General features: G+C 65.7%; 27 protein-coding genes. 15 read left to right on the forward strand and 12 right to left on the reverse strand.

Annotated elements, in window-relative coordinates; genetic code table 11:
- Window positions 1-485 precede the first annotated feature (485 nt).
- On the reverse strand, window positions 486-1,268 hold the full coding sequence (locus HHL13_RS11965; protein WP_169555880.1) for a SapC family protein: 783 nt from the start codon (window positions 1,266-1,268) through the stop codon (window positions 486-488).
- A gap of 51 nt (window positions 1,269-1,319) precedes the next feature.
- A complete protein-coding gene (locus HHL13_RS11970) occupies window positions 1,320-2,759 on the reverse strand; it encodes an FAD-binding oxidoreductase (protein ID WP_169555881.1) in 1,440 nt (479 codons plus the stop codon).
- A gap of 144 nt (window positions 2,760-2,903) precedes the next feature.
- Between HHL13_RS11970 and HHL13_RS11975 the strand changes: the two genes are divergently transcribed.
- From HHL13_RS11975 to HHL13_RS11990, 4 genes are all read left to right on the forward strand, one after another.
- Window positions 2,904-3,353 (forward strand): hypothetical protein, encoded by a 450-nt coding sequence (locus HHL13_RS11975; protein ID WP_240953692.1) that lies wholly within the window; start codon window positions 2,904-2,906, stop codon window positions 3,351-3,353.
- An 88-nt stretch (window positions 3,354-3,441) separates the two neighbouring features.
- The gene (locus HHL13_RS11980) at window positions 3,442-4,815 is read left to right on the forward strand and encodes a DEAD/DEAH box helicase (RefSeq protein WP_169555883.1); all 1,374 of its coding nucleotides are present in this window, start codon (window positions 3,442-3,444) and stop codon (window positions 4,813-4,815) included.
- Window positions 4,816-4,872: 57 nt separating this feature from the next.
- A complete protein-coding gene (locus tag HHL13_RS11985) occupies window positions 4,873-5,388 on the forward strand; it encodes a thioredoxin family protein (RefSeq protein ID WP_169555884.1) in 516 nt (171 codons plus the stop codon).
- Window positions 5,376-5,573: a DUF1289 domain-containing protein gene (locus HHL13_RS11990; RefSeq protein WP_169555885.1), complete on the forward strand. Its 198-nt coding sequence runs from the start codon at window positions 5,376-5,378 to the stop codon at window positions 5,571-5,573. Before HHL13_RS11985 ends, HHL13_RS11990 begins: the two co-directional genes overlap by 13 nt.
- Before the next feature lie 10 nt (window positions 5,574-5,583).
- On the opposite strand, the gene HHL13_RS11995 is transcribed toward HHL13_RS11990, so the two are convergent.
- The 3 genes from HHL13_RS11995 to HHL13_RS12005 form a co-directional block, all read right to left on the reverse strand.
- Window positions 5,584-6,117 carry a TIGR00645 family protein gene (locus tag HHL13_RS11995; protein ID WP_169555886.1) on the reverse strand — a complete coding sequence of 178 codons (534 nt, stop codon included), beginning with the start codon at window positions 6,115-6,117 and terminating at the stop codon, window positions 5,584-5,586.
- A gap of 54 nt (window positions 6,118-6,171) precedes the next feature.
- Entirely contained in the window at window positions 6,172-6,798 is a 627-nt protein-coding gene (locus tag HHL13_RS12000; RefSeq protein WP_169555887.1) for a glutathione S-transferase family protein, read from the reverse strand.
- A 199-nt stretch (window positions 6,799-6,997) separates the two neighbouring features.
- Window positions 6,998-7,864 carry a dienelactone hydrolase family protein gene (locus HHL13_RS12005; protein WP_169555888.1) on the reverse strand — a complete coding sequence of 289 codons (867 nt, stop codon included), beginning with the start codon at window positions 7,862-7,864 and terminating at the stop codon, window positions 6,998-7,000.
- Between the two features lie 112 nt (window positions 7,865-7,976).
- Between HHL13_RS12005 and HHL13_RS12010 the strand changes: the two genes are divergently transcribed.
- Window positions 7,977-8,804 carry an arylamine N-acetyltransferase gene (locus tag HHL13_RS12010; RefSeq protein ID WP_240953835.1) on the forward strand — a complete coding sequence of 276 codons (828 nt, stop codon included), beginning with the start codon at window positions 7,977-7,979 and terminating at the stop codon, window positions 8,802-8,804.
- 87 nt (window positions 8,805-8,891) lie between these two features.
- Here the strand turns inward: HHL13_RS12010 and HHL13_RS12015 are convergent, their stop codons facing one another.
- The 5 genes from HHL13_RS12015 to HHL13_RS12035 form a co-directional block, all read right to left on the reverse strand.
- Window positions 8,892-9,578, reverse strand: a complete 687-nt coding sequence (locus tag HHL13_RS12015) for a DUF1013 domain-containing protein (protein WP_169555890.1) — start codon at window positions 9,576-9,578, stop codon at window positions 8,892-8,894.
- 248 nt (window positions 9,579-9,826) lie between these two features.
- Window positions 9,827-10,849, reverse strand: coding sequence for a glycosyltransferase family 1 protein (locus tag HHL13_RS12020; RefSeq protein ID WP_169555891.1), 1,023 nt, complete (start codon window positions 10,847-10,849; stop codon window positions 9,827-9,829).
- Between the two features lie 14 nt (window positions 10,850-10,863).
- Entirely contained in the window at window positions 10,864-11,751 is an 888-nt protein-coding gene (locus tag HHL13_RS12025; RefSeq protein ID WP_169555892.1) for a UDP-2,3-diacylglucosamine diphosphatase, read from the reverse strand.
- A gap of 94 nt (window positions 11,752-11,845) precedes the next feature.
- A complete protein-coding gene (locus tag HHL13_RS12030) occupies window positions 11,846-12,463 on the reverse strand; it encodes a glutathione S-transferase family protein (RefSeq protein ID WP_169555893.1) in 618 nt (205 codons plus the stop codon).
- A gap of 87 nt (window positions 12,464-12,550) precedes the next feature.
- Complete coding sequence (locus HHL13_RS12035) at window positions 12,551-13,549, reverse strand: NAD(P)H-quinone oxidoreductase (RefSeq protein WP_240953693.1); 999 nt, start codon at window positions 13,547-13,549, stop codon at window positions 12,551-12,553.
- 89 nt (window positions 13,550-13,638) lie between these two features.
- Here HHL13_RS12035 and HHL13_RS12040 point away from each other — a divergent pair, with 89 nt between their 5' ends.
- The 4 genes from HHL13_RS12040 (at window position 13,639) to HHL13_RS12055 (ending at window position 17,311) form a co-directional block, all read left to right on the forward strand.
- Entirely contained in the window at window positions 13,639-13,836 is a 198-nt protein-coding gene (locus HHL13_RS12040) for a DUF1192 domain-containing protein (protein ID WP_169555894.1), read from the forward strand.
- Window positions 13,837-13,972: 136 nt separating this feature from the next.
- Window positions 13,973-16,297 (forward strand): ATP-dependent Clp protease ATP-binding subunit ClpA, encoded by a 2,325-nt coding sequence (clpA, locus tag HHL13_RS12045; RefSeq protein WP_169555895.1) that lies wholly within the window; start codon window positions 13,973-13,975, stop codon window positions 16,295-16,297.
- A 131-nt stretch (window positions 16,298-16,428) separates the two neighbouring features.
- The gene (locus HHL13_RS12050) at window positions 16,429-16,947 is read left to right on the forward strand and encodes a hypothetical protein (RefSeq protein ID WP_169555896.1); all 519 of its coding nucleotides are present in this window, start codon (window positions 16,429-16,431) and stop codon (window positions 16,945-16,947) included.
- Between the two features lie 34 nt (window positions 16,948-16,981).
- A complete protein-coding gene (locus tag HHL13_RS12055; RefSeq protein ID WP_169555897.1) occupies window positions 16,982-17,311 on the forward strand; it encodes an SMR family transporter in 330 nt (109 codons plus the stop codon).
- Between the two features lie 41 nt (window positions 17,312-17,352).
- On the opposite strand, the gene HHL13_RS12060 is transcribed toward HHL13_RS12055, so the two are convergent.
- Both HHL13_RS12060 and HHL13_RS12065 read right to left on the reverse strand, forming a co-directional pair.
- Complete coding sequence (locus HHL13_RS12060) at window positions 17,353-17,799, reverse strand: UrcA family protein (RefSeq protein WP_169555898.1); 447 nt, start codon at window positions 17,797-17,799, stop codon at window positions 17,353-17,355.
- A gap of 77 nt (window positions 17,800-17,876) precedes the next feature.
- Window positions 17,877-19,088: a DUF418 domain-containing protein gene (locus HHL13_RS12065; RefSeq protein ID WP_169555899.1), complete on the reverse strand. Its 1,212-nt coding sequence runs from the start codon at window positions 19,086-19,088 to the stop codon at window positions 17,877-17,879.
- Window positions 19,089-19,236: 148 nt separating this feature from the next.
- Here HHL13_RS12065 and HHL13_RS12070 point away from each other — a divergent pair, with 148 nt between their 5' ends.
- The 6 genes from HHL13_RS12070 (at window position 19,237) to HHL13_RS12095 (ending at window position 24,913) form a co-directional block, all read left to right on the forward strand.
- Window positions 19,237-20,922, forward strand: a complete 1,686-nt coding sequence (locus tag HHL13_RS12070; RefSeq protein WP_240953695.1) for a diguanylate cyclase — start codon at window positions 19,237-19,239, stop codon at window positions 20,920-20,922.
- 78 nt (window positions 20,923-21,000) lie between these two features.
- Complete coding sequence (locus HHL13_RS12075; RefSeq protein WP_169555900.1) at window positions 21,001-21,210, forward strand: hypothetical protein; 210 nt, start codon at window positions 21,001-21,003, stop codon at window positions 21,208-21,210.
- Window positions 21,211-21,247: 37 nt separating this feature from the next.
- Window positions 21,248-22,939 (forward strand): long-chain fatty acid--CoA ligase, encoded by a 1,692-nt coding sequence (locus HHL13_RS12080; protein ID WP_240953697.1) that lies wholly within the window; start codon window positions 21,248-21,250, stop codon window positions 22,937-22,939.
- A 147-nt stretch (window positions 22,940-23,086) separates the two neighbouring features.
- On the forward strand, window positions 23,087-23,332 hold the full coding sequence (locus tag HHL13_RS12085) for an exodeoxyribonuclease VII small subunit (protein ID WP_169555901.1): 246 nt from the start codon (window positions 23,087-23,089) through the stop codon (window positions 23,330-23,332).
- A gap of 10 nt (window positions 23,333-23,342) precedes the next feature.
- Window positions 23,343-24,242 (forward strand): polyprenyl synthetase family protein, encoded by a 900-nt coding sequence (locus HHL13_RS12090; protein ID WP_169555902.1) that lies wholly within the window; start codon window positions 23,343-23,345, stop codon window positions 24,240-24,242.
- Window positions 24,239-24,913, forward strand: a complete 675-nt coding sequence (locus HHL13_RS12095) for a GH25 family lysozyme (protein WP_206376908.1) — start codon at window positions 24,239-24,241, stop codon at window positions 24,911-24,913. The genes HHL13_RS12090 and HHL13_RS12095 overlap by 4 nt, the downstream gene beginning before the upstream one ends.
- Window positions 24,914-24,976: the final 63 nt, after the last annotated feature.

Here is a 24,976-nt window from a genome sequence, read left to right on the forward strand (position 1 = left end):
CAGACTAGGCTCCGCTTCTTCAGCGGGGCCCAGTCGGAGCTGGGTGAGGGGTTAGGAACCTCTCGATAGCTCCCGAAACCCCTCACCTACCTGCGCTAAGGCAGCAAACTGCCAAGCGCCGGTACCTCTTCCTATGGGAGAGGAACAGGAAGGCCCGGAAGCGGGAAAAGCCAATAAAAAACCACCCGATGCTTACGCACCGGGTGGCCAAGGTTCAGGGAGGAGACACGCTCGAGAGCGTGCCACACGGTCCCACGAAAGGGGGGACATGAGACCATGCAAGAACAGATATAGATAAAGGGCCTTGGGGTTTCAAGACCTTGGCCAGGACTGCGCGGAAATGTGCCGCACGTGCGATCAACCGCAGTAATCCGGGGAATATCCGCGCCGGAATACCGTCGCGCGGGATCGGACGAATGAACATCGTCCGAAGAACCGGCGCGGCGACCGTCCCCGATGGACGATCGCCGCGCGGCAGGAACGCTTTAGACGGGAGTCACCAGCTGCGGCGCCGGCATCTTGCCCTGCTGGACCTGACGGCCGAACACTTCGCGCATCTGCGAGAGCGAGAAGAGATGGGCGTAGATCAGCGGCAGCATGCCGCTCTGCACGATCTTGCGCAGCTGGTCGCCGCGGAGCTCGTTGAGCTTCGATTCGTCGACCATCTGGAAGCCGCGATAGACGAAGGGCTGCTCTGCGCCGTCGGGCTGGATCGAAACTTCGCCGTCCATCAGCAGGTCGAGCTCCTTGAGCTCCTTGACGAACTGCGCGGTGCGCTGGCCGGCTTCCTCGAACTGGCGATTGAAATCGAGGATGTTCTTGGTCAGCTCGCTCGGCTGGTCGCCGTCGAACAGCTTCTCGCCCTCTTCGAATGCGCCGATCGTGTCGGTGCTCGGATCGAAGCAGAGCGACAGTTCGTCGCTGTCCGGACGCAGGCGAGCCAGCAGGTACGGATAGCGGCGGATATAGGCCGGGACGTAGAAGTTATCGTCGATGATCTTGCCGTCATCGTCGAAGAACACGTTCACGCCTTCGTTCAGGCCGAACAGCGCCAGCGGCAGGGGCTCGTCGCCGACCGAGAAGACGATCGGCATGAAGCGCTGCGCGAGGGGGAATTCCTCGACGGTCAGCGGGATCGCGTGGCTGCCGACGACGAAGGGCGCCGTGGTTGCCGGACGGATGCGGAAATCGGCATGGACCTGGCTCGAGAGCGGCACGAGGTCCTTGTAAAACAGCGGAAGCGGCTGCGACTGCGGCGCGGAGGCCATCAAGAATTCTCCTGGGAATCTTCTTATACGTGCGGAAATGCGGGCGTGGGTCTATGGCGCGCGGCGTCCCGGCGCAAGCACGAGCTTTCCGGGGTTGAGAATCGCGTTCGGATCGAGCGCGGCCTTGATCGCCGAGAGCATGGCGATGCGCGCCGGGGGCCCCAGCCGTTCCAGTTCGGCACGCTTCATCTGGCCGATGCCATGCTCCGCCGAAATCGAACCGCCCGCCGCGACCACCATGTCATGGACCAGCCGGGTGATCGCTGGGGCCTGTTCGGCATAGAAACGGTCACGGTCCATGCCCTGCGCCGCGCGCACGTGGAAATGAACATTGCCGTCGCCCAGATGGCCGAACGCCGTCGCATGGGTGCCGGGAAAGGCGCGCTCGGCCTCGGCGGCGCCTTCGACCATGAAGCGGGGCATGTCGGCGACGGGCACCGAAATGTCGTGCTGCACCGCGGGGCCGCTGGCGCGTTCGGCTTCGGACAGCGAATCGCGGATGCGCCACATTGCTTCGGCCTGGGCTTCGCTGGCGGCGACCACCGCATCGGCGGCGAGACCCGATTCGAGCGCGCCGGCCAGCAGCCCCTCGAGCAGCGCGACCGGCGTTTCGCCGGCGGGATTGGTCGATACCGCTTCGATCAGCACATGCCAGCGATGCTCGCTCTCCAGCGGGGCGCGGGTACCGGGGATATGCTGGAGCACCAGCGCCAGTGAATCGCCGGGGACGATTTCGAAACTCTCGATCGCCGGATTGTCGATCGCGCGCAGCAGGTCGAGCGCGGCATAGGGGCTGGCCAGCCCGACCCAGGCCACGCCGCGCGCGGCGATGGCGGGCACGAGGCGCAGGCTGGCGGCGGTGATCACGCCAAGCGTACCCTCCGCGCCGATCAGCAGCTGATTGATGTCGTAGCCGCGATTGTCCTTCTTCAGCGCGGCGAGGCCGTCATGCACCGATCCGTCGGGCAGCACGGCCTCGACGCCCGCAACCAGGCTGCGCATCGTGCCGAAGCGCAGCACCTGTGTGCCGCCGGCATTGGTCGACACCAGCCCGCCGACGGTTGCACTGCCCTTGGCACCCAGCGTCAGCGGGAAGCGGCGGCCCTGCTCCAGCGCCGCGGCGTGGAGATCGGCAAGGATCACTCCGGCCTCGGCCACGGCGAGATTCTCGTCCGGCGAGAGCGAGCGGATGCGGTTCATCCGGCGCAGCGACAGGATCAGCGCCGAACCATCGCCCGGGGGCGTCGCGCCGCCCACCATCGACGTGTTGCCCCCCTGCGGCACGACCGGAATGCCCGCCGCATTCGCCAGCGCGAGGATCGCCGACACTTCGTCGCGCGAGGCCGGGGCGAGGATCGCGGGCGAGGCGCCGAAATAGCGGCCGCGCCAGTCGTTGAGCCAAGGCGCGATATCGCCCGGCTCGGTGATTGCGGCCTTGGGTCCGAAGCGCTGGCGGACGGTGTCGATCAGGGTCTGCTGGGCGGGTGTCATCGGCGCGGCGGATAGCATGGGCGAAGCGGCGCGGCCAAGGCGAGGTGCGGCGGACTTGCGCAAACAGTTCATCCGTTGTTCAAACCCGCCCGCTAGAACCCCTGCTTTATGCCGAATCCGTTTCTCCCTTCCGCCGCGATGCTCATGCTGCTCGCCGCCCCGGCTTCGCCCGAGGTGCCCGCGGGCGTGCCCGATGGCGGCCTGGCCATCGAGATGACCCAGCAGCATGTTGTGATCCATGTGCCGAACGTCACCGTGTCGCGCGCGACGGTGGTGATGCGCACGCGCCGCGAGGTTGCGCCCCCGCCCCCGCCGATGAGCTTTCGCGAGAAGAAAGCGGACGATTGCCTGAAGATGGAGCGCGTGGTCGGCTTTTCGGTCTCGCGGCCCGACAGCGTCGATCTGATGCTGAGCGACGGCTCGCGCCGCCGGGCGATGCTGGGCAAGAATTGCCCGGCGCTGGGCTTCTATTCGGGCTTCTATGTGCGGCCGAATCCCGACGGGAAAATGTGCGCGGGACGGGATTCGATCCGCTCGCGATCGGGCCGTTCGTGCGGAATCGCCGAATTCAAGGCGCTTGTTCCGACCCGTTGAGGCCGTTTTGCTTGACTTTTGCAGGTAAATCCGCGAGCGCGCGGCGCAATCGCGGTGCAGTTTTTGTGCCCGTTTTCCGGACATCCGCATGAGCTTCGCCGATCTCGGCCTTTCCGACGAACTGTTGAGCGCCGTTACCGGCGCAGGGTACACCGAACCGACTCCGGTCCAGAAGCAGGCGATCCCCTCCGTCCTGATGGGCAAGGATCTGATCGCGATCGCGCAGACGGGCACGGGCAAGACGGCTGCGTTCGTCCTTCCGATGATCGACATTCTGGGCGAGGGGCGCACCCGCGCGCTGATGCCGCGTTCGCTGATCCTCGAACCGACGCGCGAGCTTGCCGCGCAGGTCGCCGAGAATTTCGAGAAGTACGGGGTCAATCACAAGCTCTCGATGGCGCTCCTCATCGGCGGCGTGCAGATGGGCGATCAGGTGAAGGCGCTGCAATCGGGCGTCGACGTGCTGATCGCGACGCCGGGCCGGCTGATGGATCTGTTCCAACGCGGCAAGATCCTGCTGACCGGCTGCGATCTGCTGGTGATCGACGAAGCCGACCGGATGCTCGACATGGGGTTCATCCCCGATATCGAGGAAATCTGCACCAAGCTGCCCAAGCAGCGTCAGACACTGTTGTTCTCGGCCACCATGCCGCCGGTCATCAAGAAGCTGGCCGACAAGTTCCTGACCAACCCGAAGCAGATCGAGGTGGCGCGGCCCGCGTCGACCAATGTCAACATCACCCAGTGGGTGGTGCCGGTGTCGGGGCAGAAGAAGCGCGCGACGCTGGAGCGGCTGCTGGAAGCGGACGACCTCAACACCGCGATCATCTTTGCCAACCGCAAGACCACGGTGCGCGACCTCAACAAGGCGCTGCAGCGTTCGGGCTTCCGCTCGGGCGAGATTCATGGCGACATGGAACAGCCCCAGCGCCTTGCCGAGCTCGACCGGTTCAAGAAGGGCGACATCAACATCCTGGTCGCGTCCGACGTCGCGGCGCGCGGGCTCGACATCAAGGGCGTGAGCCACGTCTTCAACTATGACGCGCCCTGGCACCCGGACGACTATGTCCACCGCATCGGCCGCACCGGCCGCGCGGGCGCGAAGGGCGCAGCTTTCACGCTGGTCACGCCCGACGATGCCGAGAATATCGATAATATCGAGAAGCTGACCGGTCATAAGATCGACCGCTACGACATGGGCGGCGCCCCGGCCGAAGCCGAAGCCCCGCGCGAGGAGAAACCGAAGCGCGAGGACCGCAAGCCGGCGGGCCGCAAAAAGGCCGAGGAAAAGCGCGAGAAGGCGCCCGTGCGCGAGCGCGAAGCAGCGCCGAAGCGCGAACCAGCGCCCCGGCGCGAGGAAGCCAAGGCACGTCCGCCGCGCCGCGACGAGCGGGACGAGGGTCCGGACGAGGGCTGGAACGGACCGGTGCCGGACTTCCTCAACTTCACCCTTTCGGAATAGGCTTGCGGGCCGGGCAGCGCCCCGGCCATATCGCACGACGTTTCGAGGGGCTTCCGCATGATCCGACGCCGGCTGTTTCTGGGGCTCCCGCTGCTGGCGCTGCTGCCCGCGATGACGAAGCCCGGCGAGGGCGCGCCGCAGCTCAAGGCGAAGTCGCCGCGCCAGCTCCCGCTCCCCCTGCCCGCCCCCTATGATTCGACGGCCGACGCCCGGCGCGACATCGCGGCGGCGACGGCCCGGGCGAGAAAGCGGAACAAGCCGCTGCTGATCGATTTCGGCGCCAACTGGTGCGTCGACTGCCGGGTGCTGGCGGGCGTGTTCGAGCTGCCCGAGATGAAGCCGTGGCTCGCGCGCAACTTCGAGCTGGTGCAGGTCGATGTCGGCGAGTTCGACAAGAATCTCGACATCCCGAAGCGATATGGCCTGTCGCGCCTTGCCGCCGTGCCCGCGCTGCTGGTGATCGACGCGAAGACCGGCAAGCTGCGCAATGTCGGCGAAGAGATCGCACTGGGCGACGCGCGGATCATGAAGCCGCAGAGCATCGCCGACTGGCTGGCCCGATGGACGATCTGATCGAATTCGTCCCGATCATCCCCAGTCCCTGCGTCAACATCTGCCGGATGAACCGCAAGCGCGGCTGGTGCGAAGGCTGCGGACGGACGCTGGACGAGATCGGACGCTGGGGCGGCACGACCGCCGCGGATCGCGATACGGTGATGGCCGAGCTGCCGGGGCGGATGGCGGCGATGAAGGGCTGAAGGTCCGCGCTTATTCCGGCTTCGACTTGCCCGGGCGACTCGACAGATAATCGGTCAGCGCGGACAGCAGGGCGGTGATGACGAAGGCGAAGTGGATCACGGTCATCCACATCAACTCGCTGTCGGTCAGCGGCTTTTCGCCGATGCTCATGAAGCTCTTGAGCAGCTGGATTCCCGAGATCGCCACGATCGAAGCATAGAGCTTCAGCTTGAGACCCGAGAAGGTGGTTGTGCCCATCCAGCTCGGCCGGTCCTCATGCCCCTCGGTATCGATCTTCGATACGAAGCTCTCATAGCCGGCCAGGATCACAACGAGGATCAGGTTCGCGGCCAGTGCGATGTCGAGCAGCGTCAGCACCTTGAGGATCGCGCTCTCGACCGTCATCGTCAGGGCGTACGGGATCATCGCGAAGAATTCGCGGGCGAACACCACCAGCAGCAGCGCGATCGACAGGATCAGCCCGACATAGAAGGGCGCGAGCAGCCAGCGCGAAGCGAACAGCCCGTTCTCGAACACGCGCTCGATCTGCTTCAGCTTGCTCATCTTCCCCCCAAAGTCACAAAAGTCACACTGGCTACGCGTGCGCGCGAGACGCCCTTAGGCGGGAGCGGCCTGCGGCATCAAGGCATTGTCCTTATCCTTGCCGCGGCGATAGGCGTCGCGATCGGTGACGCGTTCGGAATAGCGCACGAAAGCGTCGAGTTTGGGCAGCGTGCCGAACATCAGACCCCAGGTGACGGCGGAACCGACATAGACATCGGCGGCGGTGAAGCGATCGCCCGCGATATAGGCATGCGCGGAGACCGCCCCGGCAAGCGTATCGATCGCCTGATCATAGCTGCCATAGCCGAACGAGCGGCTCTGCTCCGCCGAGGGGATAAACTTGGCGTTGTTGTTGGTGATCGCGTGCTCGAGCGGGCCAGCGGCGAAGAACAGCCAGCGATAATAATCGGCGCGCTCGTCGGCAGTGGGGGCAAGATCGGCTTCCGGAAAGGCTTCGGCCAGATAGGCGCAGATCGCGGCGCATTCGGTGACCACCTTGCCGCGATGGACGATCGCCGGAACCTTTCCCATCGGATTGATCGCGAGATAGGCGTCGGACTTCATCGTCGAGGCATAGTCCATCACCTGCGTCTCGTACGGCGCGCCGGTTTCCTCGAGCATCCAGCGGACGATCTGCCCGCGCGACATGGGATTGGTGTAGAAGATGAGGTCGTTCGACATGGCCGGTCTCCCGCTGGGAATTTGGGAACATATGAAGAACGAAATTTCCCAGGAGTCAAGGGCCGCTCAATCCTCCCCCGGAGGGGGGAGATGGCAGCCGCAGGCTGACGGAGGGGGAGCGCGCCAAGCGGCATCGCCAGCGGCAGGCCCCCTCGACCGCTTCGCGGTCCCCCTCCCCGTCCGGGGGAGGATGGGTCTGTCAGAGCGCGCCCTTCAGCAGCACCAGCAGCCGTTCCCAGGCCCGTTCTGCCTGCGCCTGATTATAGGCGCGGCTGTCGGGCGGGCACCAGCCGTGGTTGGCGCCGGCATAGACTTCGATCTCGGCCGGAAGCTTCGCGGCGGCGAAGGCTTCGCGGACCTTTTCCTTCTCCGCTGGATTGCGCTCGTCATCATTGGCGGCGACCGCGAAGAGATAGCTGGCCTTCATTTTCGGCACTAGCAGATGCGGGCTGTCCGGCGCATCGGTAGCAAGGCCGCCGCCGTGGAACGAAGCACCCGCGCGGACGCGGTTCGGCACGGCCGCGGCGGTGCGCATCGTCAGCGGGCCGCCCATGCAATAGCCGGTGGTGCCGACGCCGCGCTTCGTGTCGGTTTCCTTCTGCTTGTCGATAAAGGCGATGAAGGCGATCGCGTCGCGCACCGCCGCGTCCGCCGTGATCAGCTTGCGCCATTCAAATGCCTGTTCGCGGATCTTCGCGCTGTCGGGCGTGTCGCCGGGCGCGTGATACGGCGCCTTTGCCGAGCGGTAGAACGGGTTCACCGTCAGCACGGCATAGCCCGACTGGGCAAGCCGGTCCGCCATCTGGCGGAAGGCGGGGCGCAGGCCCATGATGTCGGGCCAGACCAGCACGGCGGGATGCTTGCCCCCGGCAGGGGCGACGAAATAGGCGTCGCATTCGCCGTCGGGGGTCTTGATGACGACGTCGCGGCCCGTGATGGCGAAGGCGTTGGCGGGGATCGGCAGCGCGATCACCGCAGCGGCGGCAGCGACGCCCGCGCCGAACTCGCGGCGGGAAAACGCGGCGAGCGCGCGGTCATTGTCGGCGGCTGTCAGTTCGTCACACATGAATTCGCTCCAGAATCGCCCCGGTTGCCCGGGTCTATGCTTCCGGCCGTTCCCGTGGAAGCAGGAATGGCGCTATGGGCGATAAGACAAGAAGCGGGAGCGACGCGTGGGGATGGATCTTCAGGCCTATTTCGACCGGATCGGTTATTCGGGCCCGAGCGAGCCGGCGTTCGCCACGCTGGACGCAGTGATGCGCGCGCATGTCGCGGCGATTCCGTTCGAGAGCCTCGACGTCCAACTGGGCAACCGCACCAGCCCGGACCTGTCCTTCGTCTTCGACAAGCTGGTGACGCAGCGGCGCGGCGGCTGGTGCTACGAGAATAACGGGCTGCTCGGCTGGGCGCTGGGCGAGATGGGGTTCGACGTGCGGCGCGTGTCGGCGGGCGTGATGCGGGTGGTGCGCGGCGATGCGGCGCTGGGCAATCACCTGACGCTGATCGTGACGATCGACGGCGGGGAGTGGCTGGTCGATGCCGGGTTCGGGGGCACCCAGGCTGCGCCGATCCCGTTCGCGGCGGGCGAATATGACCATGCGCCGTTCGTGCTGACGCTGGCCGAAACCGGCGACGGCTTCTGGCGCTTCGCCGAGCGTTTCGGCGACGGCGATCCGTTCAGCTTCGACTTCACTCCCGGCACGGCGGACGAGGCGCTGTTCGCGCGGCAATGCGCGACCTTGCAGGATGATCCCGAATCGATCTTCGTCCAGAATCTCGTCGTCCAGCAGCGGCAGGGCGAGCGCCATTTGACGCTGCGCGGCCGCGTGCTGATGGAGCGCGGCGCGAACGACGAGAGCAAGCGGCTGATCGCGGATGCGGACGATCTGGTCACGGTGCTGCGCGAACGCTTCGGGCTGGACGTGCCCGGGATCGCGGCGCTGTGGCCGAAAATCTGTGCGCGGCACGAGGCGCTGTTCGCGCCGGAAAGCGCGGCTTTGAGCTGAAGCCTCCCCCCTTGACGGGAAAGGGGCGGAAAGAAAAAGGCCGGGGATTGCGCCCCGGCCCTTTCGGCTTTGTCGCTGGTGCGCGGATCAGTCGCGCTTGCGGAACGGGTCCTCGAACGAAGGCGCAGCCGGAACCGGCTCGCCGCCATCGGCGATGCGCTGGGCTTCGGCGGCCGCCGCGACACGCTGGGCGCGCAGTTCCTCGATCAGCGCCTCGCGATCGCCTTCCAGACGATTGTCGACCGGAGCTTCGATGCCGGCGGCCTTGGCAGCCTTGGCGACCAGTGCGTCGAGTTCGCGCTGCGACGTAAGGCCGAGGGTCACCGGATCCTTCGGCGTGATGCCGGTGATGTTCCAGTGGCTGCGGTCGCGAATCGCGGCGATGGTGGTGCGGGTGGTGCCGATCAGCTTGCCGATCGCGCCGTCCGAGATTTCCGGATGGTTGCGCAGGATCCACGCGATGCCGTCGGGCTTGTCCTGACGCTTCGAGACCGGCGTATAGCGCGGCCCCTTGGTGCGGCGAACCTGCTCGGGGCCCTTGAGCATCTTGAGCGAATAGTTCGGGTCCTTCTGGCCCTTCTCGATCTCGTCCATCGTCAGCTCGTGCGCGCGAACGGGATCGCGGCCGGTGAGCTTCGTGGTCGCGGTATCGTCGGCGATGGCCTGAACCTCGAGGATGTGCAGGCCGCAGAATTCGGCGATCTGCTCGAACGAGAGCGAGGTGTTGTCGACCAGCCAGGAAGCGGTCGCATGAGGCATCAGCGGCTGGGCCACGGAGGTTCTCCGACAGTAGAAACAATAAGGGCCGCCCATCACGGGCGGCCACGATGGGGCTGATCTAATGCGGGAAGCGGGCCAGAGCAAGGAATTAAGAGTGGCTTTGGAAACGCGCCGAGGCGCGTTTTGCGGTGCCGGCCCGCTCCCCCACCCGGCCACCCACAGCGTATTCTGAATGGGCGGCCGGGTGAGGGAGCGGGCCGGCACCGCATAGAAACTCGCGCTTTCGCCAGTTTCCAAACGAATTACGCCGCCTCGGCTTCCTCCCCTATCGGGCATAGCGCGTGGAGGAATTGCGCTGCGCTCGCTTCCCAGGTGAAGCCGGCGCCATATCGCGCGCAGGCGGCCCGGTCGCGGGTCAGCGCCTGGGCGATGGCTTTGGTCAGATCGTCGTCGATCGCGCCGACTTCGGGCGTGACGATGTCGATCGGGCCGGTGACCGGATAGCCCGCAACCGGCACGCCGCAGGCCAGCGCCTCGATCATAACCAGCCCGAACGTGTCGGTGCGGCTGGGAAAGACGAACACATCGGCGGCGGCATAGGCCGAGGCGAGCTCCTCGCCGAACATCGGGCCGAGGAATTTGGCGTCGGGATATTTCGCTTCGAGCGAGGCGCGCGCGGGGCCGTCGCCGACCACGACCTTCATCCCCGGATGCGTCGTCTTGAGGAAGGCTTCGAGATTCTTTTCGACCGCGACCCGGCCGACATAGAGCTGGATCGGCCCTTCCATCGCCGCCATCGCCGGATGCGGGGTCAGGCCGGGACGGAAATTGGCGAGGTCGACGCCCCTGCCCCAATGCTTGAGATGGGTCAGCCCGTGATCGGCGAGCGACTGGCGGATCGAAGGGGTGGCTGCGAGGATCGCGTAACTGGGCGAATGGAACCAGCGGATATAGCGCCAGATCCATTCCGCCGGCACGCCCGAGCGCGCCGAGACATAGTCGGGAAACTGGGTGTGATAGGCGGTGGTGAACGGCTGGCCGGTGCGCAGACACCAGCGCCGCGCGGCGACGCACAGCGGCCCTTCGGTCGCGAGATGGATCGCGGTCGGCCGGAATTCCTCGAGCATCGCGCCGACATTGCGGGTGCGGGTTAGCGCCAGGCGGATCTCGGGATAGGTCGGGCACGGCAGCGAGCGGAACAGATCGGGCGAGATCACCATCACGGTGTGCCCATATTTCTCCAGTACGGCGCGAACCGACTGGAGGGTGCGGACGACGCCGTTGACCTGCGGTTCCCAGGCGTCGGTCACGATGGCGATGCGCACGGGCTCGTGCTCCGTCAGGCGGCCGCTCGCCGCTCCTCCGGTATCGAGGGTCTTTCCCTTGCCGCGACTTCGTCCGCCCAGTGCAGTATCTCCATCCGGCCGTCGAAATGCTCCACCAGCGCGGTGCAGCCTTCGACCCAATCGCCATCGTTATAGTATTCAACGCCCTGGATCGACCGCATATCCGCGGCATGGATATGTCCCGCCACGACGCCGTCGACGCCGCGCGTCCCGGCTTCGCGCGCGACGATCTCCTCGAACTTCGAGATGAACGAGACGGCGTTCTTCACCTTGGACTTGGCGTATTTGCTGAGCGACCAATAGGGCAACCCCATCCAGCGCCGGACATGGTTGACCCAACGGCTGGCAGCCATCGTCGCTTCGTAGGCCGCGTCGCCGAGATAGGCGAGCCAGCGGTGCGAGAGCATGATCGCGTCGAATTCGTCGCCGTGCAGCACCAGCAGGCGCTTGCCATCGGCGGTTTCGTGGATCGCGGTGCGGGCGATCTCCACACCGCCGAAATGCAGCCCCGAAAACTGGCGGAACATCTCGTCATGGTTGCCCGGCACATAGACGATGCGCGTGCCGCGATGCGCGCGCTTGAGCACGCGCCAGACGATGTCGTTGTGCGTCTCGGGCCAGTAGAGCTTCTTCTTCAGCCGCCAGCCATCGATGATGTCGCCGACGAGGTACATGGTGTCGCTGTCGACATGGTCGAGAAAGTCGATCAGCAGTTCGGCATTGCAGCCGCGAGTGCCGAGATGGACATCGGAGATCCAGATTGTGCGGTAGTTCCGCCGCTCGGTGATGACCCGCTCCGGGATCGACGGGGCCGAAGCGGAGAAGTCCGCCGGATCGATTCCGTACGCCCCCCCAAACGGAAGTCTGGTAATCGTAGCCATGACCGCGAACCCCAAAGCTGCCCTTGCCTTGGGAGGCCCCTATGACCGCGGATTGTTACAGCGTGATTCAGTCGCGGCGTCAGTTCCATGACGCTCAGGCGTCGATCGTGACATGTCCCGGCTGCGCGGCCACCCGCGCCAGCCATTTCTGGACATTGGGGTAGCGTGACAGCTGGTAGCCGCCTTCCTCGCAGACATGGGTGTAGGCGTAGAGCGCGATGTCGGCGATGGTGAAGATGCCCGCGGCGAACCAGTCGCGGGTAGCGAGGTGTTCGTCCATCAGTTCGAGCGCGGCGAAGCCCGCGGCGCGCTTGCCCGGCAAGTTGATCTTCTGGACCTCGGTGAAGTTCGCCTCGCCGACCCAGCCGAACCAGAAACGCAGCGTCGCGACGTTCGGCTCGTGGTTATACTGCTCCCAGAACAGCCAGCGCAACATGTCGGCATGGTCGAACCGCTCCTTGGGAACCAGCGGGGTGCCGTGCGCGAGATACAGGCAGGCGGCGTTGCTTTCGGGCAGGAAACGCTCACCCGTCTGGAGCGTCGGGATGCGGCCGTTCGCGTTCACGTTCGCGAGAAAGTGCGCGGTGCGGGTCTCGCCCTTCATGATGTCGTATTCGCGCCGCTCGAGCATCGCGCCGACATGTGCCGCGGTGAGGCGGATCTTGTAGCAATTTCCCGAGCGGGCATATTCGTGAAGGATCAGGTCGGTCATGTGCGGCTCCCCTCCGGCATCCGCTCCCTCATGGTGGCGCGGCGGGAGATGTCCAACAAGATGCGGCGGGGAATCGATAAGGCCAGCTTATTCGACCACCAGCACGATCTTTCCGAAATGCCCGCCCGAATCCATCCGCGCATGCGCCTTCGCAGCTTGGTCCAGCGGGAAGGTGCCGTCGATCACCGGCTTCAGCCTGCCCTCTTCCACGAAGGGCCAGACGGTGCGGTGAAGTTCGTCCGCCACCAGCGTCTTGAACGCCGTGTCGCGCGGGCGGAGCGTCGAGCCGGTCAGGGTCAGGCGGTTGCGCATGATGTGGAAGATCGGGATTTCGGCCGTCAGCCCACCCTGCGTCGCGATCGAGACGTGGCGGCCATCTTCGGCGAGGCATTTCAGGTTACGCGGCACATAATCGCCGCCGACCATGTCGAGCACGACGTTGACGCCCTTGCCGCCGGTGATCGCCTTCACCCGATCGACGAAATCCTCGGTCTTGTAATTGATCGCATGATCCGCGCCGTGCGCGACGGCTTGCGCGCATTTCTCGTCGCTGCCGGCGGTGACGATCACGGTGACGCCGAACAAATTGCACAGGCTGATCGCCATCGTGCCGATGCCGCTGGTGCCGCCATGAACCAGCACCGTTTCGCCTTCGACCACATAGGCGCGCTCGAAGAGATTGGTCCACACGGTGAAGAGCGTTTCGGGGATCGCCGCGGCCTCGATCATCGACAGCGCTTCGGGCACCGGCAGGCACTGGCCATAGGGGGCGACGCAATATTCGGCATAGCCGCCGCCCGCGACCAGCGCGCAGACCGGCTGGCCGACCGCTTCGGCGGGAACGCTTTCGCCCGTCGCCACGATCGTTCCGGCCACTTCCAGCCCGAGGATCTTCGGCGCGCCCGGCGGGGGCGGATAGAAGCCCTGCCGCTGGACGACATCGGGGCGGTTCACCCCGGCCGCCGCGACGCGGATCAGCACTTCGCCCGGCCCGGGCGCGGGCACGGGCCGTTCGACAGGAACGAGGACTTCGGGACCGCCCGGCGTGTCCGGATCGATCGCGCGCATGGTCTGGGGAAGCGTCATGATGCGAACCCGTAAGCATTATTCCGGGGCCAGTATGACCCCCGCCTCTTATTGACATCGCCCCCTGCCGGGTCAACGTTGGCGAGGCGATGGACCTGGACGAGAATCTTCCGCGCCGTAAGGACGACCTGACCGCCCAGCTGGCGAAACAGGATCTCGATCCGTTTTCGGTGGACGAACTGGACGAGCGGATCGCGCTGCTCCAGGCCGAAATCGAGCGGACCCGTAGTAAACGCGAACGGGCCGTTAACCATCGCGCAAGCGCTGACGCCCTATTCAAGCGATGAGCGTTGCACCGGAGAGAAGGGCGACAGCCACGAATCTCCGGCGCGGGGCCGCCACGCTTGATGCGAGCGTCCGTCATCCCGACATAATGGGAAACCGGGCCGCGTATCCTTCTGGCCCGACTGGAGTAGTCATCTGATGCCTAGTTTCGCCTCCGCGCTCGAATCCACCCTGCACAAGGCACTCGAAGCCGCGTCCTCGCGTCGTCACGAATATGCTACGCTCGAGCATCTCCTTCTGGCGCTGGTCGATGACGAGCATGCCTCGAAGGTGATGAGCGCGTGCGGCGTCGATCTGGGCGAGCTCGGCACCACCGTGGCGCATTATCTCGATACCGAGCTGGAAGCGCTGAAGGTCGAGAACGCGACCGATCCCTCGCCCACCAGCGGGTTCCAGCGCGTGGTCCAGCGCGCGATCCTCCACGTCCAGTCCTCGGGCCGCGACGAAGTCACCGGTGCCAATGTGCTCGTGGCGCTGTTCAGCGAGCGCGAAAGCTATGCGGTCTATTTCCTGCAGCAGCAGGACATGAGCCGCCTCGACGCGGTCAGCTTCATCTCGCACGGCGTCGGCAAGGGCTCGACCCCGACCGAAGCCACCACGCCCAAGGGCGCCGAGGAAGAGAAGTCGGCCAAGGCCGAAACCAAGTCGGGCAAGGGCGAAAGCGCGCTCAAGCAGTTCACCGTCGATCTCAACGAGAAGGCGAAGAACGGCAAGGTCGATCCGCTGATCGGCCGCGGGCCGGAAGTGGACCGCACCGTCCAGATCCTGTGCCGCCGCAGCAAGAACAACCCGCTCTATGTGGGCGATCCCGGCGTCGGCAAGACCGCGATCGCGGAAGGCCTGGCGCGCAAGATCGTCGAGGGCGACGTGCCCGAAGTGCTGCTGCCCGCAGTGATCTATTCGCTCGACATGGGCGCGCTGCTGGCGGGCACCCGCTATCGCGGCGATTTCGAGGAGCGGCTGAAACAGGTCGTCAGCGAGCTGGAGAAGCTGCCCCACGCGGTGCTCTTCATCGACGAGATCCACACGGTGATCGGCGCGGGCGCGACCAGCGGCGGCGCGATGGACGCGTCGAACCTGCTCAAGCCGGCGTTGTCGGGCGGCACGATCCGCTGCATCGGTTCGACCACCTACAAGGAATTCCGCAACCACTTCGAGAAGGACCGGGCGCTGCTCCGGCGCTTCCAGAAGATCGATGTGAACGAGCCGACGGTCGAGGACACGATCAAGATCATCACCGGGCTGCGCTCGGCGTTCGAGAGCCATCACGGCGTCAAATACACCCCCGACGCGATCAAGTCGGCGGTGGAGCTGAGCGCGCGCTACATCAACGACCGCAAGCTGCCGGACAAGGCGATCGACGTGATCGACGAAGTCGGCGCGATGCAGATGCTGGTGCCGCCGAGCAAGCGGAAGAAGACCATCACCACCCGCGAGATCGAACAGGTGATCGCGACGATGGCGCGCATTCCGCCAAAGACGGTCTCGACCGACGACACCAAGGCGCTGGCCAACCTGACCACCGACCTGAAGCGCGTCGTGTTCGGGCAGGACAAGGCGATCGACATCCTGTCGTCGGCGATCAAGCTGAGCCGTGCGGGCCTGCGCGATCCGGACAAGCCGATCGGCAATTATCTGTTCAGCGGCCCCACCGGCGTCGGCAAGACCGAAGTCGCGCGGCAGCTGGCCGATATCCTCGGCATCCCGCTCCAGCGTTTCGACATGTCGGAATATATGGAGCAGCATTCGATCAGCCGCCTGATCGGTGCGCCTCCGGGCTATGTCGGCTACGACCAGGGCGGTCTGCTGACCGACGCGGTCGACCAGCAGCCGCATTGCGTGCTGCTGCTCGACGAGATCGAGAAGGCACATCCGGCGCTGTTCAACATCCTGTTGCAGGTGATGGATAACGGACGCCTGACCGATCACCACGGCAAGACGGTCGATTTCAGGAACACCATCCTGATCATGACCACCAATGCCGGCGCGTCGGACATGTCGAAGGAATCGATCGGCTTTGGCGAGATCGCCCGCGACGACGTGCAGGAAGACGCGGTGAAGAAGCTCTTCACGCCGGAATTCCGCAACCGTCTCGATGCGATCGTCCCGTTCGGCTATCTGCCGCCGGAAATCGTCAGCCGCGTGGTCGACAAGTTCATCCTGCAGCTCGAGCTCCAGCTCGCCGATCGCGGCGTGCATATCCAGCTCGACGACGAGTCGAAGGCGTGGCTCACCGCGCGCGGCTACGACAAGCTGTACGGCGCGCGCCCGATGGGCCGCCTGATGCAGGAGAAGGTCAAGCAGCCGCTGGCCGAGGAGCTGCTGTTCGGCAAGCTGATCCACGGCGGCGAAGTGAATGTGAAGCTGAAGGACAACGAACTGTCCTTCGAAATCACGCCCGCCGCGCCGAAGAAGCCCAAGAAGGGCGGCGGCAAGAAGACGGTGGAAGCGAAGGCGAAGTAAGCGTCGTCGCCGGTACGGAAATGCGAAGGGCCGGAGCGAAAGCTCCGGCCCTTTTGCTTTCGCGCAGGGCGGAGATCGGCTAGCAATCGCGAACCAGCAAGATTGCGCGGCCGATGCCGGCCATTTCTGCAATGCCGATCGCCATATTCGAGAATCTCGGGGACGATCCCCTGACCTTCACCATCGAACCGCGCGACGACACCTATGAGGTGCCGCCGCTTGCCCGGATCGGTGTGCGCTACACGCTCCGCGCGGGCGCGGAGGACCGGACCTCGGCGTCCTATGCGGATCGATCGATATCCTTCTGGTGCGATGCGAAGATGGTCGAGGTCGAGATCGTCCATCCCGGCGCTTTCGACCGGCTCCTATGGGCATTGTGCGTGAAGCATGGCTGCTGCGGCAGCTTCATCGACGGCCAGGATCGCCAGGTAACCGATTATCTGCCGACCAGCGGCATCGTCACTGCCGGGCAGTTTGCGGACCTCGCGGTCAAGGCCGAAAATTACGCGGAAGGAGAATCCGCTTCACGCGAACGCTCGCGGCCGCGACTGGCGGCCCTGTTCCGCGAGCATATGGGATCGGAATCGGTCCCGGCCGAAAATCTGGTGAGGAACCTGGCCAATCCGTTCGCCGGACCCGCGCCTGCGTGACAAGCCCTGCCCGGCGTCCCTAGCAAGAGCCCCTATGCAGTATCTCTATCTCGCCATCGCGATCGTCGCCGAAGTGATCGCCACCTCGTTCATGCGGCAGTCCGACGGGTTCACGAAACTGGGGCCGAGTCTGATCACCGCCGCAGGCTATGCGATCGCCTTCTATTTCCTGTCGCTCACCCTGCGGACGCTGCCGGTGGGGATCGCCTATGCGATCTGGTCGGGCGTGGGGATCGTGCTGATCGCGGGAATCGCATGGGCACTTCAGGGACAGAAGCTCGATCTGCCGGCGATCGCCGGCATGGCGCTGATCATCAGCGGCGTGCTGGTGATGAACCTGTTCTCATCGTCGGTCGCGCACTGAGCGTTTGATCCGCTATGGCGGATGCGGTGCCAGCGCGCGTTTCAACGCATGTAGTAAACCGGCGGTGGCGGAGGCGAGTGGGTGATGATCACCACCACCGATGCGCCCGGCGCAGGCGGCGGCGGGAGCGGCGCGGGATAATAGACTTGCGCGGGAGCCGGACAGTTCCAGCCGCAGGTTCGGATCTGTTCGGCGCGCTCCTCGGCCAGGCGGCGCATCCACTGGTCGCGCGAGACGGCCCAGGCGACCTGATCCTGCGTGCTGGCCCAGGCTTCGTCGCGGCAGGCGCGGTCGCTGGCACAGATGCGCTCCACCGCGTGGCGGATGCGCTTGTCGAGCGTAGTCATGCCCGCATTGGTCGACAGGTCGAGATCTGCAGCCTCGACCGCGATGGTGCGCGTTTCGTAGCCGTCTCCCTTGTCGAACGGCTGCGCCTGCGCGCCGAGGGCCGCCGTTAGCATCGCCGCGGCCAGCAAAATCCGGATCATGATACGCCTCCTGCGAGGCATCATAACCACCCGGCAACGGCTGAAGTATCGCGAGGTGGCGGCGAATCCGTCCCGATTCAGGCCGGAGTCCTGCGGCGGAACGGAATGTTCCACGTCGTATAGGTCGCGGCGCGCCACAGCCATTCGATCGGGCCGTAGCGGAACCGGTTCAGCCACCAGGCCGCGAATGCGAGCTGTGCCGCCACGCCGAGCAGCGCGACCATCAGCCGGGTGCCCGCGCTCCAATCGTCCCACAGGCCGAGCCCGAAGCCGTAGAACACGGGGATGAACACCAGGCTCTGCCCGAAATAATAGGTCAGCGTCAGCCGCCCGGCCGGCGCGAAGACCTGCAACAGGCGCTGCGCCGGGCGCCATTGCCACGCCGCGATCAGCACCAGCGCCCAGACCGCCATCGCCGCCAGCTCGAACCACATGTTCGCGATCGTCGCGAACGCCCGGTCCGCTCCCGTTCCCAGCCGGAGCGCCCAGAACCGGTTATAGCCTTCGCTCTTGGCCCACCACAGCAGCACGGTGAGCGGAACGGCGATGGCCAGCGCGATCCGCCGTCCGCGCACAAAGGCTTCGGGCCGGGAGAAGAATCCGATCCGGCCGAGCACCAGCCCGACGATGTACAGACCGAGGATCACGAACAGGCGGCCCGATTCCCACAGGAACGCCCATTTCGGCGCCTGCCCGTAAGTGAGGTTCGCCGACAGCACGTCGAGGAAGCTGCCACGAACATAGATCGGCATCGCCGGATCGTGACCATAGCCCGCGGGCCGGTTCGCCCAGTCATAGCCGCCAGCCCCGGCCGCCATCTGGATCCACAAGGTCGGCCCGATCAGGCAGAACAGGGCGATCCACAGCAACAGGCGGTTGTCGCGGATGCGGTTGAGCGCCAGCAGTGCAAAGCCCATCGCGGCAAGCAGCTGGATGATGTCCCCGCGGAAAACCAGGCTGTGCAGCGTGCCGATCGCGAACAGCACGGTCAGCCGCCATGCGAAGCGCGCGGTGAAATCCACGCCGCGCCGCTCGGCATTGTCCATCAGGATGAAAAAGCTGAAGCCGAAGCACAGGGCCAGCAACGAGAAGCTCTTGCCCAGCAGCAGCAGGAACACCGTATCGACCACCGGACCGCCGGTCGGCGCGTTCCAGTACAGCTCGTAGCTGGCGATCATGTGCACGAGGAACAGCCCGGCAAGGGCGAAGCCGCGCAGCATGTCGACCACTTCCAGCCGCGCTCCTGCGCCGCCGGGCGTCGATGCCCCCTGCCCGTCCGTACCGCTCATGCCTGCTCCAACGCTTGAGCGGGCGCTTTAGGGTCCGCACCCGCGAAACGGAACCCCAATGGACCAAACCGCCTGCGAACGCGTGTTTTTCCTTAAGGGTAACCGCGGAGTTAACCGATTGTTTGCGATGCGGGCGTAGCACCGCCGCATGTGGTTCCGTCTGCTTATGGCGCTTGGTGCGTGGCTGGCCTTTTCGTGCCTGTTCGCCGCCGCTCCGGCGTCCGCGCAGCACGCTACGGCCGGACGCGAGCTCAAGGTCTGCGTGCTGACCGATACCGGCGGGATGAACCCCGCGCAATTGATCCACCAGCCTGAGCGCTTCGATTGCACGACGCCGCAGCACCGGCTGGGTTCGGGCAGCTATTGGGTGATTTCCGAGGATATCGGCGTCCGGTCGCGTTCGCGCGAACCGCTCGCCGTGCGCTGGGCCAGCCTGTGGCAGCAATCGATCTCGTTCCACGCGCTCTACGACGATGGGCGCATGACAAGCACGCGGACCGACGCACGCGGCGTCGCGCCGTGGATCCAGCTTGGCGCGATCGTCGAACAGCCGCTGCCGCGTCTCACGTCGAAAGTGGTTCGCGTGATGTGGCATGTCGAGGACGCGGCGGGCGTACGCGGCATCTTGCTGGGCGCGCGCCTCGCTACCGAGGATCAAAGCGACCGGGCCAACCTGATGATGGCCGGCATCTATTCCGGGTTCGCCGGACTGTGCATCGCGCTGTTCGTCTATAATCTCGCGCTGTGGGGCGCGCTGCGGCACCGCTTCCAGCTCTGGTATTGCGTGATGACCGCGGGGCTGCTGGCCTATTGCTTCACCTCGTCGGGCGCGTTCGCATGGGCATGGCCCGATGTGCCGAACAACGACCGGCTGAGGCTCAACTATCTGCTGATCGGCCTGCTTTCGGGCGCGGCGCTGATGTTCGCACGCACCTTCTTCGAAGAGCGTATCTTCGCCGGCTGGCTGGGCCGGGCGACTGCGGCCGTCGCCGCGATGATTGCGGGCGCGGGCATATTGGTGTGGTGCACGGCCCCCTTCGCGATCCGAGCCGCCGACTGGATCTTCACCGCGATCTTCGTCGGCCTCGCCGCCGTAGTGGTCCCGATGCTGTGGCGCGCGTGGCGGCTGCGCAGCAACTATCTGTGGCTGTTCGCGATCGCATGGGGCGCGCCGATCATCGCGGCGGTGCTGCGCATCCTCGGCAATCTCCACATCCTGCCGTGGAGCTTCTGGCTCGACAATTCGACGATCGTTTCGATGACGGCGGAGGCGTTGCTGTCGAGCGTCGCGATCGCCTATCGCATCCGCCTGCTCAGCCTCGAACGCGACCGGGCAATGGAGGGCGAGGAATATGCCCGCCGCCTGGCCGAAACCGATCCGCTGACCGGCCTGCTCAACCGCCGCGCCTTCCTTGAAAAGGCAATCGGGCGGCCGGGCGAGCAGGTGCTGCAGATCGCCGATCTCGATCACTTCAAGCGCGTCAACGACACGCTGGGCCATGACGGCGGCGACGAAGTGCTGCGCGTGTTCGCCCGGCTGTTGCGCAACGCCGTACCGACCGGCGCGCTGGTCGCGCGGATGGGCGGCGAGGAATTCGCGATCCTCGCCAGTCAGGACGAGAAGGTCGAAGCCGAAGTCATCCTCGCCCGGCTGCGCGGTACGCGGATGCCGTTCGACGTGAAGGTGACCGCGAGCATCGGCACCTGCACCGGCCCGCTTTCGACCGAACCCGAATGGAAGGCGCTGTATCGCGGCGCGGACAAGGCATTGTTCGAAGCGAAATCCGCCGGCCGGGACCGCGCGCGCGTGGCGCAGGGGCTGGAAGCCGCCTGACCGTCCTTTCGGATTCCCATAGGCAAAGGGCATGATCGCCTTGCCGGAATCGCCCCTTTTCCCTATGCTTAATGCATCATGGAAAAGCGCAGGCGCAGATTGGTGTTGTTCGCGGTGGCCGGGGCCTTTGCCCTGTTCGCCTGGACGAACCCGCACAATCGCGCTTCGATCGAGATCCTGACCCATGACGCCGGCGATCTGAACCCGCACCGGATGCAGGCCGCGATCGACCTTGGGCTGGTGGGCATTTCGGTCCTCTACACCTGGACCTCGAACCTGACGCGTTGACTTGCGACCGCCGAATCTCCTGCTTACACTCGTGTAAATGAGTAACAGTTCCGAACAGGTCTGGCGCAGCGCCTATCTTCATCCCGGTCCGTGGGACCAGGCATTTCCGCCGCTGTCGATGGTCGATCTGTTCGAAGGCAGCGCCAAGGCACATCCGGAAGCCCCGCTGCTCGATTTCCTCGGCCGCAAATACAGCTATGGCGAGACGATGGACGGCGCGAACCGCGTCGCGTGCGGGCTGAAGGCGCTGGGCTATGGCCCCGGCGACCGGATCGGCCTCTTCCTGCCCAACGTGCCGCATTATGTCGCGGCCTATTACGGCATCCTCAAGCTCGGCGCGACGGTCGTGAACTTCTCGCCGCTCTACACCGTCGACGAACTGTCGCAGCAGGTGGCGGATTCGGGCACGAAACTGCTCTTCACCATTTCGGCCAGCGCCTTGCTGCCGACCGCGCTGAAAGTGCTCGACGCGAGCCATCTCGAGCGACTGGTGGTGGGATCGGTCGCGGGCGCGCTGCCGGGCGCCAAGTCGCTCTTCTACCGCCTGTTCCGCGGCAGCGAAGTGACGAAGAAGCCGGACGACAAGCGGATCACCGCCTTCTCCGCGCTGATCCACAATGATGGCATCTGCGACGCGCCGAAGCTCGATCCCGAAAACGACCTCGCGCTGATCCAGTACACCGGCGGCACCACCGGGACGCCCAAGGGCGCGATGCTGACGCACCAGAATCTTTCGGCCAATGCGCGGCAGGTCGCGCGGCTCGATCCGGGCGTGGGCGAACAGACCGACCGGGTGATGGGCGTGCTGCCCTTCTTCCACGTCTTCGCCAATACCTGCGTGCTCAACCGCACCGTGGTGACCGGCGGCGAGATCGTGATGCTGCCGCGCTTCAACGCCAAGCAGACGCTGGCCGCGCTGCGCCGCACCCGGCCGACGGCGCTGCCGGGGGTGCCGACCATGTATCAGGCGCTGCTCGATACGCCGGGCATGGCGAAGAGCGATTTCGAATCGGTGCGCTTCTGCATCTCCGGCGGCGCGCCGCTGGCGGCCGAGCTGAAAGCGCGGTTCGAGGAAGCGACCGGATCGCGCCTCGTCGAAGGCTATGGCCTGTCCGAAAGCTCGGGCGTGGTTTCGTGCAATCCCTATGAAGCGTTCAACAAGCCCGGCACGATCGGGCAGCCGATCCAGGGCACGCGGCTGCGGCTGGTGGATAAGGAAGACCCGAGCAAGGACGTGCCGCCGGGCGAGCCGGGCGAGCTGATCGTCGCGGGGCCGCAGATCATGCGCGGCTACTGGAACCGCCCCGATGCCGATGCCGGCGTGTTCGTGATCGAAGCGCAGGGCAATCGCTGGCTGCGCACGGGCGACGTCGCGGTGATCGAGGAGGACGGCTTCGTCCGGATCGTCGATCGCCTGAAGGACATGATCGCGGTGGGCGGGTTCAAGGTGTTCCCCAGCCAGATCGAAGCTGTGCTGTATCACCACCCCGCGATCAAGGAAGCGCTGGTGATCGGGATGCCCGATTCCTATCACGGCGAGATGCCGCGCGCCTATGTGACGCTGCACGACGACGCAACCGACACCGGGGAAGCGATCAAGGCGTGGCTCAACCCGCAGCTCGGCAAGCATGAGCGCGTGGACGATGTGGTCGTGCGGCTGAGCCTGCCCAAGACGATGATCGGGAAGCTGAGCCGGAAGGACCTGCTGGCTGAGGTGTTGCCGCAGTAATAATGCCCCTCCCCTTCAGGGCAGGGGTTGGGGGTCGTGTCTCACCGGGACCCCCGCTTGTGATGACTGCCCCACCCCAACCCCTACCCTGAAGGCGAGGGGCTTAGACAGTTGCAATCCTCCGTCACCCTGCCCCATAGCGTCGGCATGTCACAGGATGCGGAAATCGCCGGGCTTTCGTTCGAGGAAGCACTGAAGGAACTCGAACGGATCGTCGGCCGTCTCGAAAGCGGCGAAGCCGCGCTTCAGGAAGCGATCGACCTGTACGAACGCGGCGATCAGCTGCGCAAGCAATGCGCCGCGCGGCTCGATGCGGCGCAGGCGCGGATCGAAGCGATCCGACTCGACACCGAGGGGCGCCCGAGCGGCACCGGTCCGTTTGCCGCCGGTTGATCCCCGGGCGATGGATGCCGCCGGAACCACGCTGAAGACCGCGCTGGACGACGTCTCGGCCGAGATCGACCGCCAGTTCGATCTGCTGCTGCCGATCCCGGCGGATCCGCGCGCCAACCTGTACCGCGCGATGCGCCACGCCGCGATCGGCGGGGGCAAGCGGCTCCGCCCGCTGCTGGTGTCCGCCACCGCGCGGATCTTCGGCGTCGACCGTAGCTGCATCGCCCGCGCGGGCACCGCGATCGAATGCATCCATGTCTATTCGCTGATCCATGACGACCTGCCGGCGATGGACGACGACGATATGCGGCGCGGCAAGCCCACCGTGCATCGCGCGTTCGACGAAGCGACCGCGATCCTTGCGGGCGATTGCCTCCACGCGCTGGCGTTCGAGATCCTTGCCGACGAAGCGACCCATTCCGATCCGTTCGTCCGGATCGACCTGAGCGGCGAACTGGCGCGCGCGGCGGGTCCCTCGGGCATGGCGGGCGGGCAGATGATGGACCTCGAAGCCGAGAAATCGAGCTTCGACCTGCAGACCGTCACCCGGCTTCAGGCGATGAAGACCGGCGCGCTGATCGCCTGCTCGGTCGAGATGGGTGCGATTCTGGGCCGGGTCGCGCCGGAGGGCCGTACCGGCCTGCGCGGCTATGCCCGCGATGTCGGCCTCGCCTTCCAGATCGCCGACGACATCCTCGACGCCGAGGGCGACGAAGCGCTGGCCGGCAAGAAGCTGCGCAAGGATGGCGATGCGGGCAAGGAGACGTTTCTCAGCCTGCTCGGGCCGGAGCGCGCCAAGGAACAGGCGCGGCTGCTGGTCGATCAGGCGATCGCGCATCTCCACAGTTACGGCCCCGAAGCCGATCTGCTGCGCGACATCGCCCGCTACACGCTGGAGCGCGACCGGTGACCGCCCGGCGCGCCGCGATCGGCGCGCTGGTCTTGGTCATGCTGGCGTTGCTCGCATGGCTCTATGCGGTCCACTGGAAGCCGTCGGAAAGCCGCTATCCCCGCCAGGGCATCGACGTGTCGCATCATCAGGGCGCGATCGACTGGATCGCGGTGGCCGAAAGCGATCAGGTCGACTTCGCCTATATCAAGGCGACCGAAGGCGGCGATCATCGCGACCGGCGCTTTCCCGAGAATTGGGCGGGCGCTGGCAGTGCGGAGATTTCGCGCGGGGCCTATCATTTCTTCACATTGTGCACCCCCGGTGACGTGCAGGCGCGAAACTATATCGCGACCGTGCCGAAGACGCCGCTGATGCTGCCGCCCGTGATCGACCTCGAATTCGGCGGCAATTGCGAAGGCCGGCCCAGCCCCGACGCGCTGGTGGTCGAACTGATGATCTTCATCCGCGCAGTCGAGGCGCATTACGGGCAGCAGGTCATTCTCTACCTCACCCGCGAGTTCGACGCGGGCTATGCGATCAGCACGCGTGTTCCCCGCCGCCTGTGGCTGCGCGGCCTTGTGTGGGAGCCCAAATGGGGCGCGCGGCCCTGGACGATCTGGCAGGCGTCGAGCTTCCGCAGCGTGGCCGGGATCAAGGGCCGCGTGGACTGGAACGTGATCCGTCCGTGACCGGGCGCGCTTGACGCGCGCTTGACACCGGGCCTTCGCAGTCGCAGCAACGCGGTCCCGCAG

Source organism: Sphingomonas sp. G-3-2-10 (assembly GCF_012927115.1).
In the GTDB taxonomy this organism is placed as follows: Bacteria; Pseudomonadota; Alphaproteobacteria; order Sphingomonadales; family Sphingomonadaceae; genus Sphingomonas.

What these genes read in the sequence shown, in the direction of transcription:
- HHL13_RS11965 (WP_169555880.1), bottom strand. Translation starts at nt 1,268, where the DNA reads ATGGCCTCCGCGCCGCAGTCGCAGCCGCTTCCGCTGTTTTACAAGGAC.
- HHL13_RS11970 (WP_169555881.1), bottom strand. Translation starts at nt 2,759, where the DNA reads ATGACACCCGCCCAGCAGACCCTGATCGACACCGTCCGCCAGCGCTTC.
- HHL13_RS11975 (WP_240953692.1), top strand. Translation starts at nt 2,904, where the DNA reads ATGCTGCTCGCCGCCCCGGCTTCGCCCGAGGTGCCCGCGGGCGTGCCC.
- HHL13_RS11980 (WP_169555883.1), top strand. Translation starts at nt 3,442, where the DNA reads ATGAGCTTCGCCGATCTCGGCCTTTCCGACGAACTGTTGAGCGCCGTT.
- HHL13_RS11985 (WP_169555884.1), top strand. Translation starts at nt 4,873, where the DNA reads ATGATCCGACGCCGGCTGTTTCTGGGGCTCCCGCTGCTGGCGCTGCTG.
- HHL13_RS11990 (WP_169555885.1), top strand. Translation starts at nt 5,376, where the DNA reads ATGGACGATCTGATCGAATTCGTCCCGATCATCCCCAGTCCCTGCGTC.
- HHL13_RS11995 (WP_169555886.1), bottom strand. Translation starts at nt 6,117, where the DNA reads ATGAGCAAGCTGAAGCAGATCGAGCGCGTGTTCGAGAACGGGCTGTTC.
- HHL13_RS12000 (WP_169555887.1), bottom strand. Translation starts at nt 6,798, where the DNA reads ATGTCGAACGACCTCATCTTCTACACCAATCCCATGTCGCGCGGGCAG.
- HHL13_RS12005 (WP_169555888.1), bottom strand. Translation starts at nt 7,864, where the DNA reads ATGTGTGACGAACTGACAGCCGCCGACAATGACCGCGCGCTCGCCGCG.
- HHL13_RS12010 (WP_240953835.1), top strand. Translation starts at nt 7,977, where the DNA reads ATGGATCTTCAGGCCTATTTCGACCGGATCGGTTATTCGGGCCCGAGC.
- HHL13_RS12025 (WP_169555892.1), bottom strand. Translation starts at nt 11,751, where the DNA reads ATGGCTACGATTACCAGACTTCCGTTTGGGGGGGCGTACGGAATCGAT.
- HHL13_RS12030 (WP_169555893.1), bottom strand. Translation starts at nt 12,463, where the DNA reads ATGACCGACCTGATCCTTCACGAATATGCCCGCTCGGGAAATTGCTAC.
- HHL13_RS12035 (WP_240953693.1), bottom strand. Translation starts at nt 13,549, where the DNA reads ATGACGCTTCCCCAGACCATGCGCGCGATCGATCCGGACACGCCGGGC.
- HHL13_RS12040 (WP_169555894.1), top strand. Translation starts at nt 13,639, where the DNA reads ATGGACCTGGACGAGAATCTTCCGCGCCGTAAGGACGACCTGACCGCC.
- clpA (WP_169555895.1), top strand. Translation starts at nt 13,973, where the DNA reads ATGCCTAGTTTCGCCTCCGCGCTCGAATCCACCCTGCACAAGGCACTC.
- HHL13_RS12050 (WP_169555896.1), top strand. Translation starts at nt 16,429, where the DNA reads ATGCCGATCGCCATATTCGAGAATCTCGGGGACGATCCCCTGACCTTC.
- HHL13_RS12055 (WP_169555897.1), top strand. Translation starts at nt 16,982, where the DNA reads ATGCAGTATCTCTATCTCGCCATCGCGATCGTCGCCGAAGTGATCGCC.
- HHL13_RS12060 (WP_169555898.1), bottom strand. Translation starts at nt 17,799, where the DNA reads ATGATCCGGATTTTGCTGGCCGCGGCGATGCTAACGGCGGCCCTCGGC.
- HHL13_RS12065 (WP_169555899.1), bottom strand. Translation starts at nt 19,088, where the DNA reads ATGAGCGGTACGGACGGGCAGGGGGCATCGACGCCCGGCGGCGCAGGA.
- HHL13_RS12070 (WP_240953695.1), top strand. Translation starts at nt 19,237, where the DNA reads ATGTGGTTCCGTCTGCTTATGGCGCTTGGTGCGTGGCTGGCCTTTTCG.
- HHL13_RS12075 (WP_169555900.1), top strand. Translation starts at nt 21,001, where the DNA reads ATGGAAAAGCGCAGGCGCAGATTGGTGTTGTTCGCGGTGGCCGGGGCC.
- HHL13_RS12080 (WP_240953697.1), top strand. Translation starts at nt 21,248, where the DNA reads ATGAGTAACAGTTCCGAACAGGTCTGGCGCAGCGCCTATCTTCATCCC.
- HHL13_RS12085 (WP_169555901.1), top strand. Translation starts at nt 23,087, where the DNA reads ATGTCACAGGATGCGGAAATCGCCGGGCTTTCGTTCGAGGAAGCACTG.
- HHL13_RS12090 (WP_169555902.1), top strand. Translation starts at nt 23,343, where the DNA reads ATGGATGCCGCCGGAACCACGCTGAAGACCGCGCTGGACGACGTCTCG.